The organism is Massilia atriviolacea, from assembly GCF_003953935.1.
GTDB classification, from domain to species: domain Bacteria; phylum Pseudomonadota; class Gammaproteobacteria; order Burkholderiales; family Burkholderiaceae_D; genus Telluria_A; species Telluria_A atriviolacea.
On record NZ_RXLQ01000008.1, the window covers coordinates 162,507 to 176,884 of the forward strand.

15 protein-coding genes and 1 riboswitch are annotated in these 14,378 nt (G+C 65.5%); of the genes, 8 read left to right on the top strand and 7 right to left on the bottom strand.

Annotated features, from left to right (window positions below):
• Positions 1–50: 50 nt before the first annotated feature.
• Positions 51–148: riboswitch (TPP riboswitch) on the bottom strand.
• Between the two features lie 58 nt (positions 149–206).
• Entirely contained in the window at positions 207–1,364 is a 1,158-nt protein-coding gene (locus EJB06_RS16550; protein WP_126075138.1) for an iron-containing alcohol dehydrogenase, read from the bottom strand.
• Positions 1,365–1,458: 94 nt separating this feature from the next.
• Complete coding sequence (locus tag EJB06_RS16555; RefSeq protein WP_126075139.1) at positions 1,459–1,986, bottom strand: SRPBCC family protein; 528 nt, start codon at positions 1,984–1,986, stop codon at positions 1,459–1,461.
• A 107-nt stretch (positions 1,987–2,093) separates the two neighbouring features.
• Here EJB06_RS16555 and EJB06_RS16560 point away from each other — a divergent pair, with 107 nt between their 5' ends.
• Entirely contained in the window at positions 2,094–2,804 is a 711-nt protein-coding gene (locus EJB06_RS16560) for a glutathione S-transferase (protein ID WP_126075140.1), read from the top strand.
• A gap of 31 nt (positions 2,805–2,835) precedes the next feature.
• Here the strand turns inward: EJB06_RS16560 and EJB06_RS16565 are convergent, their stop codons facing one another.
• On the bottom strand, positions 2,836–4,041 hold the full coding sequence (locus EJB06_RS16565; protein WP_126075141.1) for an MFS transporter: 1,206 nt from the start codon (positions 4,039–4,041) through the stop codon (positions 2,836–2,838).
• A gap of 166 nt (positions 4,042–4,207) precedes the next feature.
• On the opposite strand from EJB06_RS16565, the gene EJB06_RS16570 reads away from it, so the two are divergent.
• The gene (locus EJB06_RS16570) at positions 4,208–5,107 is read left to right on the top strand and encodes a LysR family transcriptional regulator (protein WP_126075142.1); all 900 of its coding nucleotides are present in this window, start codon (positions 4,208–4,210) and stop codon (positions 5,105–5,107) included.
• A gap of 49 nt (positions 5,108–5,156) precedes the next feature.
• On the opposite strand, the gene EJB06_RS16575 is transcribed toward EJB06_RS16570, so the two are convergent.
• A complete protein-coding gene (locus tag EJB06_RS16575) occupies positions 5,157–5,948 on the bottom strand; it encodes an oxygen-binding di-iron domain-containing protein (protein WP_126075143.1) in 792 nt (263 codons plus the stop codon).
• Between the two features lie 138 nt (positions 5,949–6,086).
• Between EJB06_RS16575 and EJB06_RS16580 the strand changes: the two genes are divergently transcribed.
• Both EJB06_RS16580 and EJB06_RS16585 read left to right on the top strand, forming a co-directional pair.
• Complete coding sequence (locus EJB06_RS16580) at positions 6,087–6,398, top strand: thioredoxin family protein (protein WP_126075144.1); 312 nt, start codon at positions 6,087–6,089, stop codon at positions 6,396–6,398.
• A gap of 20 nt (positions 6,399–6,418) precedes the next feature.
• The gene (locus EJB06_RS16585; RefSeq protein WP_126075145.1) at positions 6,419–6,967 is read left to right on the top strand and encodes a hypothetical protein; all 549 of its coding nucleotides are present in this window, start codon (positions 6,419–6,421) and stop codon (positions 6,965–6,967) included.
• A 31-nt stretch (positions 6,968–6,998) separates the two neighbouring features.
• Here EJB06_RS16585 and EJB06_RS16590 read toward each other — a convergent pair whose 3' ends face one another.
• Positions 6,999–7,370 carry a YXWGXW repeat-containing protein gene (locus EJB06_RS16590; RefSeq protein WP_370660133.1) on the bottom strand — a complete coding sequence of 124 codons (372 nt, stop codon included), beginning with the start codon at positions 7,368–7,370 and terminating at the stop codon, positions 6,999–7,001.
• A 158-nt stretch (positions 7,371–7,528) separates the two neighbouring features.
• Between EJB06_RS16590 and EJB06_RS16595 the strand changes: the two genes are divergently transcribed.
• Positions 7,529–8,080, top strand: coding sequence for a TolB-like translocation protein (locus EJB06_RS16595; protein ID WP_126075146.1), 552 nt, complete (start codon positions 7,529–7,531; stop codon positions 8,078–8,080).
• Positions 8,077–9,522, top strand: coding sequence for a flavin-containing monooxygenase (locus EJB06_RS16600; RefSeq protein WP_126075147.1), 1,446 nt, complete (start codon positions 8,077–8,079; stop codon positions 9,520–9,522). Before EJB06_RS16595 ends, EJB06_RS16600 begins: the two co-directional genes overlap by 4 nt.
• A 6-nt stretch (positions 9,523–9,528) precedes the next feature.
• Here EJB06_RS16600 and EJB06_RS16605 read toward each other — a convergent pair whose 3' ends face one another.
• Positions 9,529–10,863, bottom strand: a complete 1,335-nt coding sequence (locus tag EJB06_RS16605; RefSeq protein WP_126075148.1) for a sensor histidine kinase family protein — start codon at positions 10,861–10,863, stop codon at positions 9,529–9,531.
• A 38-nt stretch (positions 10,864–10,901) separates the two neighbouring features.
• Positions 10,902–11,603: an osmolarity response regulator transcription factor OmpR gene (gene ompR / locus EJB06_RS16610; RefSeq protein ID WP_229423363.1), complete on the bottom strand. Its 702-nt coding sequence runs from the start codon at positions 11,601–11,603 to the stop codon at positions 10,902–10,904.
• Between the two features lie 272 nt (positions 11,604–11,875).
• Between ompR and EJB06_RS16615 the strand changes: the two genes are divergently transcribed.
• Positions 11,876–12,253, top strand: coding sequence for a hypothetical protein (locus tag EJB06_RS16615; RefSeq protein WP_229427121.1), 378 nt, complete (start codon positions 11,876–11,878; stop codon positions 12,251–12,253).
• Between the two features lie 207 nt (positions 12,254–12,460).
• Positions 12,461–14,353, top strand: a complete 1,893-nt coding sequence (locus EJB06_RS16620; protein WP_229427122.1) for a flagellar assembly protein A — start codon at positions 12,461–12,463, stop codon at positions 14,351–14,353.
• The last annotated feature ends 25 nt before the right edge of the window (positions 14,354–14,378 follow it).

Sequence of the window (14,378 nt, forward strand, 5' to 3'; positions counted from 1 at the left end):
CGGGGCGTTGCTTGAAAAAGCCGGAGCCAACGGGGGGAGCAAACAAAGGAGGGAACTACTTTGCGCTTTCCTTCGCTGGCATTATCCAGATCAGGTACGGAGGGTATCTCTCACCCGGAAAAAAATCCCAGGACCCCTAGCGAATGTCGATTTTATCACAGCCGGCGCGGGTGCAGAAGGCCCGCGCCGGCCGTGCGCGCTGCGCCTTACAGGCTCAGTTCCAGCACCTTGCGGCTGACGTCGAGCGTGACGTCGCGCTGCTCGCCCAGCTTGACCATGCGGTGCGCTTCGAGCGCCTTCAGCACGCCGTCGACCTCGGCGGCGCCCAGGCCGTAGTCGCCCAGGCGCGTCTTGACGCCCATCTGCTCGAAGAATTCTTCGGTGCGCGTGATGGCCGCTTCGATGCGGGTGTCTTCGTCGCCGCCGGACAGATTCCATACGCGTTCGGCAAACTGCAGCAGCTTGGCGCGCTTGGCGTCCTTGCGTACCCGCAGCATGCTCGGCAGGACGATGGCTAGCGTCTGCGCGTGATCGAGATTGTGCAGCGCGGTCAGTTCGTGGCCGATCATGTGGGTCGCCCAGTCCTGCGGCACGCCGGCGCCGATCAGGCCGTTCAGGGCCAGGGTGGCGGTCCACATGATGTTGGCGCGCACGTCGTAGTCGTCCGGGTTGGCGAGCGCCTGCGGACCTTCTTCGATCAGCGTGAGCAGCAGGCCTTCGGCGAAGCGGTCCTGCACCTTGGCCCCGACCGGGTAGGTCATGTACTGTTCCATCACGTGGGCAAAGGCGTCCACCACGCCGTTGCCGACCTGGCGCGGCGGCAGCGAATAGGTCTTGGCCGGATCGAGCACGGCGAACCTGGGGAAGCACTTGCGGCTCATGAAGGAGTACTTCTCCTGCGTCGATTTGCGGGTAACGACGCCGCCGCTGTTCATTTCGGAGCCGGTGGCCGGCAGGGTCAGCACCGCGCCGAAGGGCATCGCGGCGGCGATGTTCGATCCGCGCTTTTCCAGGATGGTCCACGGATCGTCGTCGAGCAGGGCGCCGGCGGCGATGAACTTGGTGCCGTCGATGACCGAGCCGCCGCCCACGGCGAGCAGGAAGTCGATCTTCTCGGCCTTGACCTGGGCGATGGCGCGCATCAGGGTTTCGTAGCTGGGGTTCGGTTCGATGCCGGCGAATTCGGTCACCGTGAAGCCGGCCAGCGCGGCCATGACCTCGTCGTAGACGCCGTTCTTCCTGATGCTGCCGCCGCCGTAGACCAGCAGCACGCGCGCGGACGCGGGAATGTGTTTGGCAATCGCGGCGATCTGGCCCTGGCCGAACAGGATCTGGGTCGGATTGTAGAAGTCGAAGTTAAGCAAGATGGATCCTCGTGTTGGCTCGATATGATGCAGATTATCGCTCAAGCACGGGATTCTTGCGGGGAGCGGCCAACAAGCGGCCGATCCGGGCCGGCTACGTTTCCGCCACCGCCTTCAGGTTCGCCAGCCCCTTCTCGAAGTCCTTGCCGATGAGCCGGTCCATGCTGATAAACACGCTCATGATTTTCGAGATGAAGGGCATCGGGCCGGACATGGTCCAGCTTACCTCGGTTTGCCCGTCCCTGGGCGCGAGCGTGAATTCGGTGATGTTGGACGATTCGAAGGGCTTGATGAAGTCGAGCTTGATCACGACTTTGGACGGCGGCGTCAGTTCGGTGATTTCCATCTTGCCGGCGCCCACGTCGTCATTGCCGCTCCAGGCGTACAGCGCGCCTTTGCCGCTCGGCGCGCCGCTGTGCACGCGCTGCATGGCCGGATCGAGCCGTTCCCATGGCGACCAGCTCTGCCATTGGCGGAAATCGCCGACCAGCCCCAGGATTTTCTCCGGCGGCGCCTTGATGGCCAGCGAGCGGCTGACGGAAAAGCTGTCCGGCTGCATCGCCGCCATGCCCAGGATGCCGATGAAAAACAGCACCAGCACCAGCGCGATTTTTTTGATCATGTGCGTTCCCCTTGTCGGCAATGTTGGAAGATTAGCACGGCGTGCGCGGCCTGTTCAAGCGGATCGGCGATAATCGGAGCACAAGCGATCCATGCCCGGGAGGCGCGATGACGTATGAACTTTACTACTGGCCGACGATCCAGGGACGCGGCGAATTCGTGCGCCTGGCGCTGGAGGAAGCGGGCGCGGCCTATGTGGACGTGGGACGCCAGAAGAACGGCGCCGACAGGGTCGCGGCCGCGCTTGCCGCCCAGGCGAGGCCGGCATTCGCGCCGCCGTTCCTCAAGGCCGGCGCCGTCACCATCGGGCAGACGGCCAATATCCTGCTGTATCTCGGCGCGCGCCACGGCCTTGCGCCGCGTGCCGAAGCCGGCCGCCTGTGGGCCCACCAGTTGCAGCTGACCATTGCCGACCTCGTCAACGAGGCGCACGACACCCACCATCCCATGGGCGTGTCGCTGTACTACGACGACCAGAAAAAAGAGGCAAAACGGCGCGCCGCCGATTTTGTCGGGAACCGGATCCCGAAATTCCTGTCTTACTTCGAGGGCGTGCTGCAGCAGCCCAGGCGCCGCGGCGGCTTTTTGGTGGGCACGCGCCTGTCGTACGTGGATCTGTCGATGTTCCAGGTCATGGAGGGCTTGCGCTATGCGTTTCCCAAGGCGATGACACGGCTCGAAGGCGGCTATCCGGGGCTGCTGGCCTTGCACGGCCGCGTGGCCCAGCGCCCGAAGATGGCCGCCTACCTGGCGTCGACGCGCCGGATCGCCTTTAACGAAGACGGGATTTTCCGGCATTACCCGGAGCTGGACCGCTGACCGCTGTCGGCGGACGGCTGATTCCCTGCGCCTAATGCGCCACCACCGCGCGGCTTGGGCCCGCCACATGCACCAGCCCGTCGCGGCGGTCGAGCCAGCCTGCGAGCGTGGTCAGTCCCAGCGCACCCACCACGACAATGGCGCCGATCCACGGCGTGGCCATCAGTCCCAGGTGAGCCACGATCAGCCCGCCGCCCCAGGCGCCGAGCGCGATGCCGACGTTGAAAGCGGCAATGTTCAGGCCCGACGCCACGTCGACCGCCTGCGGCGCGTCGCGTTCGGCGCGCTGCACCACGTACACTTGCAGCCCCGGTACGTTGCCGAAGGCAACAGCGCCCCACAGCAGCACCGTGCCCAGCGCCAGCCACATGTTCGATGCGCTAAAGGTCAGCAGCAGCAGGACGGCGGCCAGCAGCGCAAACACGATCTGCAAGGCCTTGATCGGGCCCTTTTTGTCGGCCAGTCTGCCGCCCCAGATATTGCCGAACGCAACCGACACGCCGTAGACCAGCATCACCAGGCTCACGCTCGACGCCGAAAAGCCGGATACTTCCTGCAGGATCGGCGCCAGGTAAGTGAAGGCGATGAAGGTGCCGCCATAGCCCAGGGTCGTCATGGCATACACCAGCAGCAGGCGCGGCTTCCTGAGCACCGCCAGTTGGGTCGGCAGGCTGGCCGGCGGACGCATGGCGATGGTCGAGGGCACCAGGATATAGCTGCCGATAAACGCGATCACGCCCAGCAGCGACACCGCCAGGAAGGTCGATTGCCAGCCGAAACGCTGGCCGATCCAGGTTCCCAGCGGCACGCCGGTGACCAGCGCCACGGTCAGGCCGGTAAACATCAGGGCGATCGCGCTGGCGGCCTTTTCCTTGCTGACCAGGCTGGTGGCAATGGTCGAGCCGATGGAAAAGAAGACGCCATGCGCCAGCCCGGTCAGCACGCGCGCGGCCATCAGCGCGTAGTAGCCTGGCGCCATCCAGGCAACCAGGTTGCCGATGGTAAACAAGGCCATCAAGCCCAGCAGCAACTGCTTGCGCGGCACGCGGCCGGTGAGGGCGGTCAGGACCGGCGCGCCGATGGCCACGCCGAGCGCGTACAGGCTCACCAGCAAGCCGGCCGAGGGCACCGACACGCCGAGGCTGGCGGCGATGGTGGGAATCAGGCCGACGATGACGAATTCGGTGGTCCCGATGGCGAACGCGCTGAGTGTCAGCGCCCAGAGTGCGAGTGGCATGGATTCTCCTGTAGAGGCGGTGTACGATGCCCCGCAGTCTGCGCGCAAAGCGCGGGAAGAAAAATGCCTCGTAGCACACTACACTTTTGACTCGGAGTCACTAATCGAGCCCAAATCCCGCCGCACGCCTTCCCGTACAATGCTTGTTTTGACTGTGGAGAAAGACATGATCGACGTCGACGCGCTCAGTGCGTTTGCCGCAGTCATCGATACCGGTTCCTTTTCCGCCGCCGCCGAACGGCTTGGCCAGACGCCGTCCGGCATCAGCCGCGCCATCGCCCGGCTCGAATCGCAGCTCGGCATGACCCTGATGCACCGCACCACCCGGCGCCAGGACCTGACCGAAGAGGGCGACTGGCTGCTCGGCCGCGCGCGCAAGATCCTGGCCGAACTGGAAGAGACCGAAGCGCAAGTCGCGGCGCGCCGCTCCCGGCCGTCCGGCCTGGTGCGCGTCAACGCCGCCACGCCCGCGCTCGACCATCTGGTGGCGCCGCTGGTGCCGGCGTTTCTCGACGCCTACCCGCTGATCCGGCTCGAACTGGCCAGCGGCGAAACCCTGGTCGACCTGATCGAGGAGCGGGCCGATGTGGCGATCCGCATCGGGCAGCTGGCCGATTCGAGCCTCAACGCGCGCCGCCTCGGCAGCAGTGCGCTGCGCCTGCTGGCCGCGCCTTCCTACCTGGCCCGGCATGGCGCGCCCGCCACGGTGCAGGCACTGGGAGCGCATCGCCTGCTCGGCTTTACCGCGCCGGCTACACTCAACACCTGGCCGCTGGCCGATGCTGCCGGGGAGGGGGTGACGGTGACGCCGGCGGTGGCGGCGTCGAGCGGAGAAACCTTGCGCCATCTGGGGCTGGCGGGCGCCGGTATCGCCTGCCTGGCCGATTTCCTGACGCGCGCCGATGTCGCGGCGGGCCGGCTGGTGCCGGTGCTCGAAGCGCACACCCTGCCATGGTCGCAGCCGGTATGGGCCGTGTTTTACAAGCAGGGGGCGCTGGCGCCGAGGGTGGCGGCGCTGGTCGACTTCCTGGCGGAGCGGCTCGGCGCGACGCTGCTCACGCGCTGAACCGGCCCGTGCGGGCGCGATCCCGGCGCTCGCACGCGCAGCGAGTTCCTTACAGGCTGATGGTGACCTTGCGCGGCGCCTGGTACATTTCCTGGGTCATCAGGTCGACGCCGCAGGGCAGCGCTTCGATCCAGTCGAGGAAGCGCGCGATCATGGCGCGGCCCTTGAACGGCGCGCCATGCTGCGGCACCATCCATTCCGGATCGAGCTTGCGCACCATCTCGACCCAGTAGCGGCAGACTTTGTTCGACACCATGTAGCGCGAGTGAAAGCCGCGCATATAGGGCAGGTGCTTGTCGAAATCCTGCACCGCTTCCATCGCCACGCCCTCCGGCAGCATGGAGGCGCCCATGTCGCCGGAAAACAGGATGCGGCTGACCGGATCGTAAAACTGGAAGTTGCCTTCCGCATGCAAAAAGTGCGCGGGCAGGATCTGGAATTCGGTGTCGCCCAAGGGCAAGAGGCTGCCCTCGTCCGGAATGGCGATGATGCGGCCTTCTGTTTTGCCCTGCGCGCAAAAGTGCGGCACGAAGCGCGACCAGATGGACGAGATCAGCAGTTTGGTGTCGGAACCGGCCAGCCAGCGCGGCAGCGAGGCGATAATGTCGGGGTCGGCGTGCGAAGCGAACACATAGCGCAGCTGTTTGGGCGGGAAGTACTTGCTCATCCCAATGTACAGATCGTTGTAGGTCAGCACCCCACCCGGGTCGAGCAGGATGCCGGTGCCATCCTGGACAATCAAAAACTGGTTCGACTGGACCGAGGCTCCCTCGCCCTCATCGACCAGATCGGAGAACATCAGGCAGATGTGCTTGCCATTATTGAACAGTTCGATCGCCATGATGACCCTACCTTTGAAAGGGTTTATTGTAGACCTCTAATTGGTTCCTGGCAATGTTTCCAGTTCAAACTTTCGAGTCGTGCTGCCTTGCGTGTGGTTTTGCGGTACGCTGATGCGAATGACATCAGGAGCAGCCGCATGAGCATACCGTATTCCCCGGCGCAGCCGGAACGCAGCGAGATCGACGCCACCCCGGGCGTGCTGGTGCTGGACTTCGGCACCGACTGGTGCGGCCATTGCCGCGCAGCAGCGCCGCTGATCGAACAGGCGCTGGCCAGCGCGCCGGACGCGCGCCATATCAAGGTCGAAGACGGCAGCGGCCGCAAGCTGGGACGCTCGTTCAAGGTCAAGCTGTGGCCGACCGTGGTGGTGATCAAGGATGGCAAGGAAGTCGCGCGCGTGGTGCGTCCGGACGACGCGGCCGAGGTGCGCAGGGCGCTGGAAAGCTAGTGCCCGGAGTCGGAAATTGCGTGAATGAATACGGCAACAATCGCACGCATTTCCGGCTCAACTCACTAGCGCGACATGGCAAAAGCGCGCCGTTTCGGCCGATTTTTGCCGGATCAATGGTTCAATTGCGGTTCGAACGTTCGCGCAATGTTGTTTTATGTGTTACGGTTGAGGGAGGGTGGTGCAAAAAATGCATCATCCCGGGCCCACGATTGGACATCATGATCTTTGCCGCCGACACCGAAGAGTGCTCCCTGCTCGTCTTTCCCGACGCGCTGACTGCGTCCGTCTATTGCGATGCGGTCGATGTCGAGGCGACCGTCTGGCGTTTCTGGGACGATGAAGGCGCGCCGCTGATGCCGGCCTTCCTCGTGCCCAACGAGCGCCATCTGTTCACCACCACCACGGGGGTGTACAGCCTGGTGCCGGTGAAGGAGGGCCAGTACGAGTTCCTCTGGGATGCATTACGGCATATCCGCCAGGTGATCGGCGAAATGCCGTTTACCGATGTGCGCGCGGTGCGCGACTATCTGGTCGTGCAATGCGGCGGGCAAGCGTCGCCCGCCTGAGTCGAGCATGGCGCCCGGCGCGCCAGCGGCATCAATGCCGATTCGGATTGTTCGGCCGGTCGTCGCGGCGATTCGGCACGCCGTCGCCGTCATTGTCGCGCTGACCGCGCACCCAGCTGCCGCGCCGCATTTCCCAGCGTCCATCGCGCTCCTGCCACGCCGGGGCGGTGTAATGGTAACCCTTGCGGTCGCGAATCCAGGCGCCGCGCACCCACACGTGATGGTTATTGCGCCAGTCCCAGTGTCCCGGCGCCCATACATACCCGCGACGCGGCGGCGGCGTGCGTTCGGCACGCGGCTCGGGCGGCGCTTCGCGCACAATGATCACTGCCGAGATGGCGGGAGCGGCGACGCCGCCGAGCGCGCCGCCGATCAGGGCGGCAAGTAACAGTTTCTTCATCATATTTTTCTCCGGGTTACGGTTAGTGTCCGACCGTTATACCCCTTGCATAAAGGCATGTATGTGCGGCGACGCTCATAGCGTTTCCTTTGCAAAACGTTGACATTTGCGTGGGCCGCGCCTATCGTCATCGCCACCATCACCACACGAGAGCGAGTCCCATGTTCCTGCGCACTACCGCCATCGCCCTTGCCAGCGTGCTGGCGCTGCCTTGCCATGCAGCAACCGCCAGCGACGCGCGCGACGCCTTTTTCGCCAACCTCGGCAAACTCTGCGGCGCGGTCTACGAAGGCGCCTCGGTGGCGCCCGACGACGGCGGCGACGCCTTCGCCGGCAAGAAGCTGGTCGCCACCGTCAGCGCCTGCAGCGCCAGCGAGATCCGGATTCCCTTCGCCGTCGGCGACGATACCTCGCGCACCTGGATCGTCACCCGCACCCCGTCCGGCCTGACGCTGCAGCACGACCACCGCCACGCCGACGGTTCGCCGGATGCGCAGACCATGTACGGCGGCGCCGCCGGCACCGACGGCAGCGCCATCGCCCAGATGTTCCGCGCCGACGCCTACACCGCGCGCCTGATTCCCGCCGCCGCCACCAACGTCTGGACGCTCTCGGTCTCGCCCGACGGGCGCAAGCTCGCTTATGTGCTCGAACGCGACGGCAAGCCGCGTTTCAGGGCCGAGCTGCTGCAGACGCGCGTACCGAACCGATGACCGTTGCGCAGTTCGATGCCGTGATCGTCGGCAGCGGCTTCGGCGGCCTGTGCGCCGCCGTCAGGCTCAAGCAGGCCGGCATCGACAATTTTGTGATCCTCGAAAAAGACGCGCAGTTCGGCGGCACCTGGCAAGTCAATACCTATCCCGGCTGCGCGGTCGATATTCCCAGCCACGTGTACGCGTTTTCCTTCGCGCCCAACCCGAACTGGACGCGCCGCCTGGCCAGCCAGGCCGAACTGCTCGACTACACGCGCGCCATCGTGCGCGATTTCGGCCTGGCGCCGCACCTGCGCCTCGGCGTGGCGTACCAGGGCGCGCAGTTCGAGGAGGAGGGCGGCTGCTGGAGCTTGCGCACCAGCGCCGGCCCCTTGCGCGCCAGGTGCGTGGTGTCGGCCCTGGGGGCGATGAGCCGCGCGGCGATTCCGGCCTTGCCCGGCATCGAGCATTTTACCGGCACGGCGTTTCATTCGAGCCGCTGGAACCACGACGTCGACCTGCGCGGCAAGCGCGTGGCGGTGATCGGCAACGGCGCCAGCGCGATCCAGTTCATTCCGCGCATCGCCCCCATCGTCGCCCGGCTCGATGTGTACCAGCGCACCGCGCAGTGGATCGTGCCGCGCCACGACCGCGCCATCGGCCCGCGCGAGCGCGCGCTGTTGAAGAAGTTCGCGCCCATGCGGCTGCTGTACCGCGCCTTCAACTACACCCTGTACGAAATCAACGCGCCGCTGTACGTGCATGTTCCGCGCCTGTTTCGCCTCGCGCAGCTTGTCGGCCGGCGCCACCTGCGGCGCCAGGTGGCCGATCCGCAGCTGCGGCGCCAGCTCACGCCCGACTACACCATGGGCTGCAAGCGGGTGCTGGTCATGAGCGACTACTACCCGGCATTGACGCGGCCGAACGTGGGCCTGGTCACCAGCGCGGTGTCCGAGGTGCGCGCCGCCAGCATCGTCGCCGCGGACGGCAGCGAGCGCGCCGTCGATGTGCTGATCTATGCGACCGGTTTTCATGTGGGGCACGCGCCCGGCGCCATCGAGGTGCGCGGACGCGGCGGCAAGCGCCTGTTCGAGCACGACCAGGACTGCTACAAGGGCTGCACGGTGGCCGGCTTTCCGAACTACTTCACCGTCACCGGGCCGAATAGCGGCCTGGGTCACAATTCGATGATCTACATGATCGAGTCGAGCGTGAACTACGTGGTGGAGGCGATCAAGGCGATCCGCGCGCGCGGGCTGCACTCGGTCGAGGTCAAGGAAGAGGTGCAGCGCGACTTCGTCGCCAAGGTGCAGCGCAAGCTGCGCGGCACGATCTGGAACAGCGGCTGCAAAAGCTGGTACCTCGATGCGCGCGGGCGCAATTACGCGGCCTGGCCGGGCTTTACGTTTACCTATCGCTGGGCTACGCGCCGCTTCGATATCGGCAATTACGTGGTGCGCTAAGCCCGGTCAGCCCGCCAGCGGCATCACCAGCGCGATGCGCAGGCCGCCGCCTTCGCGGTTGCTGACCTGGAGTTCGGCGTTGTGGCGCGAGACCACCCGCTCCACGATCGCCAGTCCCAGTCCGGCGCCGTTGGCCTGCCCGCGCGCGCTGTCCATGCGCGTGAAGGGCTTGAGCAGCAGTTCGATATGGTCGTCCGGCACGCCCTGGCCGTGGTCCTGCACTTCGATCACGACGCGCTTGCCCAGGCCGTGCGGCTTGATGCGGCATGAGATATCGAGTTCGGTCACATCGCTGCCCGGCGTCTTGCCGTAGCGGCGCGCGTTTTCCACCAGGTTGTTGAAGACGCGCCGCAGGTCGGTGGCGTTGCCCATCACGTGCACGCCTTCTTCGATGTGGGTGCTGACGCGAATGTCGAGCATGCGCTGCGCTTCGCGCGCGGTGTCCTGCAGCAGCTCGCCGATGTCGATCGGGACGAAGGTGGCCGCCTCGGTCGGCTTGGCGTAGTCGAGGAACTGGCCGATGATGGCGTCCATCTGCCCGATATCGGACTGCATCCCTTCGCGCGCCTCGTTACTGAGCTTGGCCATTTCCAGTTCCAGCTGCATGCGCGTGAGCGGCGTGCGCAGGTCGTGCGAAATGCCTGCCAAAATGACCGCGCGGTCGGACTCGACCTGCTGCAGGTCTTCCACCATCTGGTTGAAGCTGCGATTGGCTTCGATGATCTCTTTCGAGCCTTTTTCGGGCAGGCGGTCCGGCTTCTTGCCCTGGGCGATGGCGCGCGCGGCGGCGGTCAGGCGCGCCAGCGGCAGGTTGACCAGGCTCGAAATGAGGGCCGCGCCGACCACCGACAGCGCCCCCACCACGGTGGCCCAGCCGAGCCACTGCACGCCGGTCAGGCCTTCCAGGCGTTCGCGTTCGAGCATCAGCCAGTAGCTGTCGTCGTCGATCTTGAAACTGATCCAGAAGCCGGCGGTGCCGTTCACGCGGCTCGAAAAGCGCGTGTCGGCGCCCAGCTTGGATTTGATGATGGCTTCGATTTCCGGCATCAGCGCGCTGTCCGGCGGCGGGTCGACCGCGTCCGAGCTTTCCAGCGTGAAGATGCGGATCCCCTCGTTGCTGACCAGTTCGAACAGCAGCTCGCGCCGCAGTTCGGGCGCCGAGTGGGTCAGGGCGGCCTTGGTGATGGTCACGACCGAAATCACCAGGTCGGCCGTCTGCTCGACCTGCGGGCCGCGCTGCACGGCGCTGATCATGCCGATCCACGAGGCCATCGACACCGTCGTCAGGATGCTGAGCAGGAGGAAGGTGCGCCAGAACAGGCCGCTCCTGAGCCAGCTCATGCGGGTGCCGTGCGGCGCTGTCGAGTCGCGTGCGAACACTAGCGTGGCTGGCCTTCAGGGATGAACACGTAGCCCAGGCCCCACACGGTCTGGATGTACAGCGGCGAGGAGGGATCGGGTTCGATCAGCTTGCGCAGGCGCGAGATCTGCACGTCCAGGCTGCGGTCGAACACTTCGTATTCGCGCCCGCGCGCCAGTTCCATCAGTTTTTCGCGCGACAGCGGCTGGCGCGCGTGGCGTGCGAACACCTTGAGCACCGAAAATTCGCCGGTGGTCAGCGGCACCGTCTCGCCGTTTTTCTTGAGCGTGCGCGTGCCCAGGTCGAGCACGAACTGGCCGAACTCGAACGATTGCGGGGTTTCCGATGGCGCGCCGGGAATCTCGTCCGGGCCCTTGCGGCGCAGGACGGCGCCGATGCGCGCCACCAGTTCGCGCGGATTGAAGGGCTTGGGCAGATAGTCGTCGGCGCCCATTTCGAGGCCGACGATGCGGTCCACGTCTTCGCCTTTGGCGGTGAGCATGATGATCGGGGTCTGGTCGCCCGCGCCGCGCAGGCGGCGGCAGATCGACAGGCCGTCTTCGCCGGGCAGCATCAGGTCCAGCACCAGCAGGTCGTAGCGCTCGCGCAGCCACAGCTTGTTCATGGCCGGCGCGCTCTCGGCGGTGACCACCGAAAAGCCCTGTTCGGTCAGGTAGCGGCGCAGCAAATCGCGCAGGCGCACGTCGTCGTCGACTACCATAATTTTGGCGGCATGGCCATTCGCGTTGGCCTGCGTTGTATTGTTGCCTGAGATAGGAGTGGCTGGTGTGTTCATTTGGCTGTCAGATTTGTCAGATTCATGTCGCTATGGTAACGTCTTATCGCCCGATAGAACGCCTTGCGCGTAGGTCATTACATACTGTTACAAACTTTACCCAATTCGGCTTATGCCCCGGTGCAAATGGTCATACACTGAGTTCAAGTAACAGGTCAAGCTTATATGTTTATCAGGCATCGCGGAAGAGGATCATCATGAATAACGCGCCCACTCAAACCAAGGCAGTCGTCAGCGCAGGTCGTCGCGGGCAGGCGTTCGTCCGTCGCGTGGCTGTGTGCTGCCTGTTCGCTTGCGCCAGTTTGTCCGTGGCCCAGGCCAATCCCGGCGACAAGGAGCGCGATGCCCAGCGCATCGCCGACATGCAGCGCCAGCAACAGCAGCGCCAGTTCGAAATGCGCGCCGAAGACAATCGCCGCCGCCTCGAATCGCAGCAAGCCCAGCAGGAGCAGAATGCCCAGAGCGCCGATGCGGCCCGGCGCGGCAGCCGCATGACGCCCGACGAGCGGCGCGACCTGCGGCGCCAGATCAACGAGGCAGGCTCCGACCTCTACAGGAACGCCCCGCGCCGCTGAGCGCTCCCGGGCGCGCCCGCCGGCGCCCGGGTTTCCCGCAGTACCCACCCATCCCCATCCCGTCTCCTCCCCGATCGTTACATTTGTTGAGTTTCACGCATCCACTTGTTTATTTGGATGAGACAAGCTGTTACGCTAGAAAAAACTTACCAAGAGCGAAAGATACTTGCCAGGTATATAAGCTCAACAGCGCAATGGAGTACCGTCTTGTCGATTGAACATCCTGGCGCACATCCAGCGCGTCCGCCCGCCAGCCCCGCGCCCGCGTTGCCCGACCTGGACCACTGCATCATCGAACGCCACGACGGCGTCTACGGCGACCCGAGCGTGCTCGGCACGACCTTCGGCGCCGCCATCGACCGCATCTTCGCCACCAGCTACCTGGCCGGCCTCGACTACCCCTTGCTGCTCAAGGCCATCTACGGCGCCGGCGAGCCCTTGCCGCGCTCGCCCGACGGCCATGTGATCATCCGCCTGGCCTCGGCCATCGTTCCTTTCAGTCCGGCGCGGCGGTCGCTCTACAAGTCGGTCAAGATCAACCGTGGCAGGGCCGAGTACTACTTCGAGCCGGTGTACCTGGCCGACCCCGGCGAGCCGGATGGCCCTGGCACGCCGGCGCGGCTCGACGTCGACGAATTCATCGCCGATATGTGGAGCAAGGGAATCCGCTTCGGGATCGACGTCGAGGCGGTGCGCCAGGCGATCGACGGCGGCAAGTCCGAGCGCGTGACGGTGGCCAGCCTGCTGGAGCCGCGCCCCGGGCGCGACGCCCATGTGATCGAAGTGACCAGCGACCTGCATCGCAGCGACGCGCCGCTGCAGCTGGCCAACGGCAAGCTCGATCTGATGGCCTTCCAGAACCGCTTTCCGCAGGTCGAGAAGGGCGTGCGGCTGCTCAAGAAGATCCCGTGCGTGGCCGGCAAGCCGGGGTTCGAGCTGTCCGGATTGCGCATCGAGCCGCCCGTGCCCAAGGATACCGAGGTGACGCCCATGGCCGGTCCCGGCACGGTGGTCGAGGTCACGGCCGAGGGCGAATTCCTGGTCGCGCAGCATGCCGGTTTTTTGAATGTGGACAGCAGGAGCGGCCAGATTTCGGTGGGCGACAAGATCGTCAGCCGCGACGGTGTGAGCGCGCGCACCACGGGCAACCTGAAGCTGACCGGCGACTTCGAGGAATTCGGCGAGGTGCAGGAAAAGCGCGTGGTCGAGGGCGAGGGCATCCTCATCCACGCCGACGTCTTCGGCAGCATCATCTCGCGCGGCGGCATGGTGCAGTTGAACCGCAACCTGGTCGGCGGCGCGGCCCACAACGCGCGCGGCGACATCCGCGTCAAGGGCGTGGCTTCGGGCTCGGTGATCCAGGCCAGCCAGGGCGAGGTGGTGCTCAACCGCGCCGAGAGCTGCGTCATTTCGGGCACGCGCGTGACCATCCTGCACGCGGTCAACTGCGAGATCATGGCCGAGGACGTCGTCATCAACCAGGCCGAGGGCTGCGCCATCGCGGCGCGCACGGTGACCGTCAACAGCGCCGGGCCGCGCCGCCAGAGCGAGATGAGCGTCTTCGCGCTGCAGCCCGACAGCGCGCGCCTGGACGAGGTGATCGCGGCGATGACGGCGCGCGTGGCGCAGTTTGCCGTCCTGGCGCAGCGGCGCAAGGACGAGATGGAGGCGATGACCAACGAGCCGGAAGTGCGCAAGTACGTCATGCTGGCCTCCAAGGTGCGCAAGAAGGAGCTGATCCTGACCGAGGAGCAGGTGCCGATGTTCCAGAAGATGGCGCTGGCGGCGGGACCGGCCTTGAAGGCGATCGCCAAGGTGTCGCTCGCGGTGAAGGCGGCCGAGACCGAGCAGCAGGCCGGCGCCGCGCTGGTGGAGGAACTGGTGCGGCAGCGCGTCGACAGCGCCGGCGTCAGCGCGGTGACCATCAAGCGCATCGAAGGCGAAACGGTGGTGCGCTCGATGAGCTACAACCCGGACGGCAGCAGCATCTACGATCTGCCGGCCAAGGACATCAAGCTCAGACTGCGCACCACGCGCGCCGAGGGCGACATGATTTTTGCGGGGGAGGAGGGGGCGCTCGACTGGAAGAGCGGCGGGTAATACCGTGGCCGTTCCCTTGCCGTCT

What these genes read in the sequence shown, in the direction of transcription:
- EJB06_RS16555 (WP_126075139.1), bottom strand. Translation starts at nt 1,986, where the DNA reads ATGATCAAAAAAATCGCGCTGGTGCTGGTGCTGTTTTTCATCGGCATC.
- EJB06_RS16560 (WP_126075140.1), top strand. Translation starts at nt 2,094, where the DNA reads ATGACGTATGAACTTTACTACTGGCCGACGATCCAGGGACGCGGCGAA.
- EJB06_RS16565 (WP_126075141.1), bottom strand. Translation starts at nt 4,041, where the DNA reads ATGCCACTCGCACTCTGGGCGCTGACACTCAGCGCGTTCGCCATCGGG.
- EJB06_RS16570 (WP_126075142.1), top strand. Translation starts at nt 4,208, where the DNA reads ATGATCGACGTCGACGCGCTCAGTGCGTTTGCCGCAGTCATCGATACC.
- EJB06_RS16575 (WP_126075143.1), bottom strand. Translation starts at nt 5,948, where the DNA reads ATGGCGATCGAACTGTTCAATAATGGCAAGCACATCTGCCTGATGTTC.
- EJB06_RS16580 (WP_126075144.1), top strand. Translation starts at nt 6,087, where the DNA reads ATGAGCATACCGTATTCCCCGGCGCAGCCGGAACGCAGCGAGATCGAC.
- EJB06_RS16590 (WP_370660133.1), bottom strand. Translation starts at nt 7,370, where the DNA reads ATGATGAAGAAACTGTTACTTGCCGCCCTGATCGGCGGCGCGCTCGGC.
- EJB06_RS16595 (WP_126075146.1), top strand. Translation starts at nt 7,529, where the DNA reads ATGTTCCTGCGCACTACCGCCATCGCCCTTGCCAGCGTGCTGGCGCTG.
- EJB06_RS16600 (WP_126075147.1), top strand. Translation starts at nt 8,077, where the DNA reads ATGACCGTTGCGCAGTTCGATGCCGTGATCGTCGGCAGCGGCTTCGGC.
- EJB06_RS16605 (WP_126075148.1), bottom strand. Translation starts at nt 10,863, where the DNA reads ATGAGCTGGCTCAGGAGCGGCCTGTTCTGGCGCACCTTCCTCCTGCTC.
- ompR (WP_229423363.1), bottom strand. Translation starts at nt 11,603, where the DNA reads ATGGTAGTCGACGACGACGTGCGCCTGCGCGATTTGCTGCGCCGCTAC.
- EJB06_RS16615 (WP_229427121.1), top strand. Translation starts at nt 11,876, where the DNA reads ATGAATAACGCGCCCACTCAAACCAAGGCAGTCGTCAGCGCAGGTCGT.